The sequence below is a fragment of the uncultured Campylobacter sp. genome (genome assembly GCF_938031315.1).
Lineage (GTDB): Bacteria > Campylobacterota > Campylobacteria > Campylobacterales > Campylobacteraceae > Campylobacter_B.
The window spans coordinates 1-4,524 of sequence record NZ_CALHHT010000214.1; the positions used below are offsets into that span (position 1 = coordinate 1).

5 protein-coding genes and 1 pseudogene are annotated in these 4,524 nt (G+C 45.6%); all 6 read right to left on the minus strand.

Annotation, left to right across the window (positions count from 1 at the left end):
* Positions 1-218, minus strand: a pseudogene (locus tag Q0236_RS05360) (YkgJ family cysteine cluster protein); the annotation flags it as partial.
* Positions 211-1,452 carry a methyltransferase gene (locus Q0236_RS05365; protein ID WP_297915834.1) on the minus strand — a complete coding sequence of 414 codons (1,242 nt, stop codon included), beginning with the start codon at positions 1,450-1,452 and terminating at the stop codon, positions 211-213. The gene Q0236_RS05365 and the pseudogene Q0236_RS05360, both read right to left, overlap by 8 nt.
* Positions 1,449-2,396 carry an NAD(P)-binding domain-containing protein gene (locus Q0236_RS05370; protein ID WP_297881223.1) on the minus strand — a complete coding sequence of 316 codons (948 nt, stop codon included), beginning with the start codon at positions 2,394-2,396 and terminating at the stop codon, positions 1,449-1,451. The genes Q0236_RS05365 and Q0236_RS05370 overlap by 4 nt, the downstream gene beginning before the upstream one ends.
* Positions 2,397-2,746: 350 nt before the next feature.
* Complete coding sequence (locus Q0236_RS05375; RefSeq protein ID WP_297915836.1) at positions 2,747-3,601, minus strand: energy transducer TonB; 855 nt, start codon at positions 3,599-3,601, stop codon at positions 2,747-2,749.
* Positions 3,598-3,981, minus strand: a complete 384-nt coding sequence (gene exbD, locus Q0236_RS05380) for a TonB system transport protein ExbD (RefSeq protein WP_297882886.1) — start codon at positions 3,979-3,981, stop codon at positions 3,598-3,600. The genes Q0236_RS05375 and exbD overlap by 4 nt, the downstream gene beginning before the upstream one ends.
* Positions 3,978-4,400, minus strand: coding sequence for a TonB-system energizer ExbB (gene exbB, locus Q0236_RS05385; protein WP_297915838.1), 423 nt, complete (start codon positions 4,398-4,400; stop codon positions 3,978-3,980). Before exbB ends, exbD begins: the two co-directional genes overlap by 4 nt.
* Positions 4,401-4,524: the final 124 nt, after the last annotated feature.

Below are 4,524 nucleotides of genomic sequence, written 5' to 3' on the forward strand. Positions count from 1 at the left end.
GCCAAACCGCCTTCAAAGGGCTTTTCTTTTACGCTAAATCTAGCGCCTATTCTATCCAAATACGTCCTTTTAAGTTCCGCGGGCAAAATTTCAAATTTTGCCGCTAAAGCTACGATCTCGCTCTCGTCTATCCAGATATAGCCGCTCTCTCCCGTGCAGCACTTGCCGCCGCAGCGCTCGCACGCGCTTGCATCAAAGCTAAAGTCAAACTCACTCATAATCCACGCTCGTTAAATCCGCGCTTTTGTAGATCGCGTGGGCTTGCGCGGTGCGCCTTCCGTGCGCGCTAGCATAGATCGGAAGGACGATCTCACAGGGCGAGCGCGAGTTCTTACGAGCTTGCAAAAGCGCTAGTTTAGCGGGCTTTGAAATGTCGGGATAGACAAAACCAAGCCTCGTCAAATTTAGCCTAAACTCGCCCAAAAGCTCGCAAATTTTAGCTAGCTTGCCCGCCTCGTAGCAAAAAATAAGCGTACCGCCAGGCTTGAGATGAGCGTTCGCAGATCGCACGAAATCCCGTAGGCTAAGGCTTGCTGCGCTCTTACTAAGCGCCATATGAGGCTCTTTGCTAAGCGAAATGCGCTCTCGATAAAAGGGCGGATTTGAGACGATAAAGTCAAAACGCTTTTTGCTTTTAAACTCCGCGAAATCCGCGTGCAAAATCTCGGCAGGCAGATCGTTTTGCAAAGAATTTAGCCTTAAGATTTCTAAATTTCGCTCTTGAATTTCTAGCAAGCTTAGATTAATGCTTTTAAAATCGCGTTTTAGCAAAAGCCCTAAAATTCCACATCCTGCGCCCACATCTAGCACGTCGCCGTATATCGCTCGCGGATTTAGCGCGCTTTTTAAACTACGCTCATCGCAAACTGCAAACCCGCCGTCACACAAGCGCTCCGCAGCAAAATCCGCGCGCGCTTTGGCGTCTTTAAATTTGCTCGCAAAATCTTTATCGTGCGTCTTTTTAGATTCTAAAGGCTGCGCGATTTGCTCGTCACAAAATTTAAAATTTTCACCGCTTGCAATGTCAGGCTTTAAAGCATGCCAGGCTTCGTCGTTTTGAAAATCGGAATTTTTATAGCGCTCGCTTTGAAATTTCTCCTGAAATTCCGCTTGAAATTTCATTTTAAATTCCGCCTTAAGTTCAGCGCAGCCCTTACTTCCAAAATCGCGATCATTCCCCACGCTATGGTTAGCGGCATACGACTCTTCTTTGCTAAAAGCGCAATCCTCGGCGCAAAATTCCGCTTCGTCGCCTGCGAAATCCGCAGCGTAGAACTGCGCATTAAAGCTCCTATCTGCTGCGCCTTTAAATTCCGCACCGCAGCCCAGCGCCCAAGAGCCATTTTGCGATGCTGCGTCAGCTTGACGTACACCTGAGCTTCTTATAAAATTCCACAAAAAAATCGTATCACTAGTGTAGCGATAACCCTTTTTTGGCTGATAAAGCCTCATCTGCGGATATTTTTGATGATGGTATGAGCGTGATTTATCGCCACCACGATCGATCCACCACTTCTGCTGATGAGATCTCCGCCGACGTAAAGCCCGCTAGTGGCGGTTTGAAGATTTTCATCCACGATCGGCACGCCGTTTTCATCGTAAGCGATGCCGCATTTTTTAAGAAAATCGATCGGGCTCGTGCCGCCGATCGCGTAGATCACTCGGTCAAATACGAGCTCGGTGCCATCATCAAATTTTACCAGCACCTTGCCGTTTTCATTCTCAAGAGCCTCTATATCGATGCCTAAACGCAAGATAATGTTGCCGTATTTGGTCTCGCGCATTACGTCGCTTTCATTCGTCTCGTTTAGGCGGGTAAATTTAGCCTTGCGATAGCAAAGCGTCACGACATTGGTTTTACATAGTGCTATAGCGTATTCCGCAGCTGAGTTACCGCCTCCAACGACTAGAATTTTTTCATTAATCGTGCATTTATCAAGATTGAAATTTACCCGTTGCGTGATCGAAGGTGGAATTTTATAAGCAGGCTTATTAGGCTTGCCCATCCTACCAATTGCGACGATGACGTTGCGCGCGCGGTATCCAGCCGAGCTAGTCGTGATATAAAATTCATCTGCGTGCTTTTCGATCTTTTCGACCTCACTTTTGAAATTCGTATCGATTTCGTCGCTATCTAAGAGCTCGTCGAAATAATTTAGCACACTCTCTTTTGTGCCGGTTTCAAACGAAATAGAGCCGCGCGTCTCGCTGTCAAAGCCCTTATATTCTTTATCGACGCGCTTTTTATCTTTGTAAAACTGCCTAATCGTTTGAGAGTGGTTGTCGCCTTTTTCAAGCAGAAGCACGTGCGCGAGCCCGTTTCTTTTGGCTTCTACTACGGAAGCGATCCCGCAAGGACCGCCGCCGATCACCGCCAAGTCATAAACGTCTATCATAAATTTCCTTTAATCTTTTAAATTTCATACAAAATTATAGTAAAAATTCCATTAAAATCAGTGGAATTTCCTAGCAATTTCGCAGCTTAAATTTAAAATTTTAACGCTTTAAGATGCTTGCTTGGCTAAATTTAAAAAGACATAATTTTCTCCGTTTAAATTTTAAATTTCACGGCGCCAATCCGTTTATAAAAGCTCATGCGGCGGAGCAGTAGAAGCACAGCAAGAGCGGCAAATTTTAAAATTTTACTTTGCCGAGATGGAATTTTACGAGCTAAGTTAAAGCGGTAAGGGCGGTGAAATTTTAAAATTTCACCGCCCAGATAGGGGTTTTAGTAGAAGCTTTAAGGCTAGTTAAAATTTAGCGTATATTTTATGCTAAAGTTAAATTCCATATCTTTCTCGACCTTTGGAAAGCTACCTTTTGTGCGCTCGACCGCGCTTAACGCGCCCTCATCAAGTGAATCGACATTCGAAGAAGACGTAACGCGAAGGCCCTTAACATCACCGCTTGCCGTATAGGTAAAGTGCACGCCTACGACGCCGATTTTACGCATACGTTGCGCATTTTTAGGGTAGTGCGACTGCGCGTAGCGCGAAATGATGGCGAAAATTTTCTTACCGACATCGCTGTTGCTAGGATCTCCGCGGCTCGTGATAGCGTCGCTACCGCCGCCTGCGCTGCTGGAGCCGCCGCCCCCGCCGCTACCCAGAGAGATGGGCTTTGTCGGGTCAAATTTTGCCGTTAAATTTCTATCGCTGCTTTGAACTTTATGCTCTTTTTTCGGCTTAGGTTTTTCGATCGGTTTTGGTTTTTCTACCGGCTTTGGCTTAGGCTTTTCGACCGGTTTTGGTTTTTCGACTACAGGCTCTGGTATAGGCTCCGGTTCAGGAATCGGCTCGGGCTCCGGTATCGGTTCCGGCTCAGGCGGAGTTGGTTCCGGTTCGGGTTCAGGTTCAGGCTCCGGCGGAGTGGGCTCGGGCTCCGGTTCAGACTCGGACTGATCGGAAGGAGGCGGGATATTGGGCTCATCAGAAATATCACCCTGCTTGGCATCATCCATTATGCTATCGATGGAAAAGGCTATCATATCGGGCATGCTAGGCGGCTTCGGTGCCGACGATAAAAGAGCAAAAACACCCACAGCGATGATGCAATGCAGCACCAAAGATACGATAAAACCTACTGCGCTATCTTTATTCATTGCTCTTTTTCGGTCACGATCGCAAATTTTTCATGGCCCGCCTTTTTTAGGACATCCATGATAGAAATGAAAGAGGCAAATTTCGAGTCTTTATCGTTTTTTAGCACGACAAGATCGTTTTTATCGAGAGCGGCAATTTTTTTCTCAAGCTCATCCTCGCTTATTGCGACATCGTCTAGATAAATTTTAGATTCGCTATCCACTTTGATGGTAACTTTTTTATCCTCTTGCGGGTTTTGCGAGCTTGAAGAAGATGGAAGATTTACCTTGATATGCCCCTGCGCAATGAAAGTCGAGACACTAAGCACGATCGCTAGCAGCACCAGCATAATGTCGATGAACGGGACGATATTTAGCCCGTCTCGTCTAGGGATACTCATCTTTCTACCTCATCGTAGCGGTTTAGAAGTACGTCGACCTTGCGGATGAAACCGTTGTAGATGATGAGCGTAGGCACGGCGACGACTAGACCCGTGGCGGTGGCTTTAAGTGCGAGAGAGAGACCTTGCATGATAGCCTTGGTATCGATACCGCTTGCAGTACTCATATCAAAAAATGTGATCATAATGCCGATGACAGTACCTAAAAGACCGATGTACGGAGCATTTGAATAAACAATATAAAGCGTCGTTAAATTTTTTGTCAGAGCCTCTTCATATAGCGCCTTGCTTTTGTAATCGCTCGCCTTAACCTTCGAATAAAAAAGCAGCCTTTCGATACTGAACCACACGACTAAAAAGCTCATAAATCCGAGGATCGCAAAGATAATGTAATCCACGTAATGCGCCAAAAATTCCATAATGCCCATAAGCTCTCCTTAAAAATTTTAAAAATTTTTATAAATTCAGCAAAGTGCCTTGCCAAAAAATGAGCGATTTTATCAAAAGTAGATTTAATTTTTACTAAAATTTTGATGATCGATA

Excerpts from the sequence above, each read along its gene's own strand:
- Q0236_RS05365 (WP_297915834.1), bottom strand. The coding sequence starts at position 1,452 with ATGAGGCTTTATCAGCCAAAAAAGGGTTATCGCTACACTAGTGATACG.
- exbB (WP_297915838.1), bottom strand. The coding sequence starts at position 4,400 with ATGGAATTTTTGGCGCATTACGTGGATTACATTATCTTTGCGATCCTC.
- exbD (WP_297882886.1), bottom strand. The coding sequence starts at position 3,981 with ATGAGTATCCCTAGACGAGACGGGCTAAATATCGTCCCGTTCATCGAC.
- Q0236_RS05370 (WP_297881223.1), bottom strand. The coding sequence starts at position 2,396 with ATGATAGACGTTTATGACTTGGCGGTGATCGGCGGCGGTCCTTGCGGG.
- Q0236_RS05375 (WP_297915836.1), bottom strand. The coding sequence starts at position 3,601 with ATGAATAAAGATAGCGCAGTAGGTTTTATCGTATCTTTGGTGCTGCAT.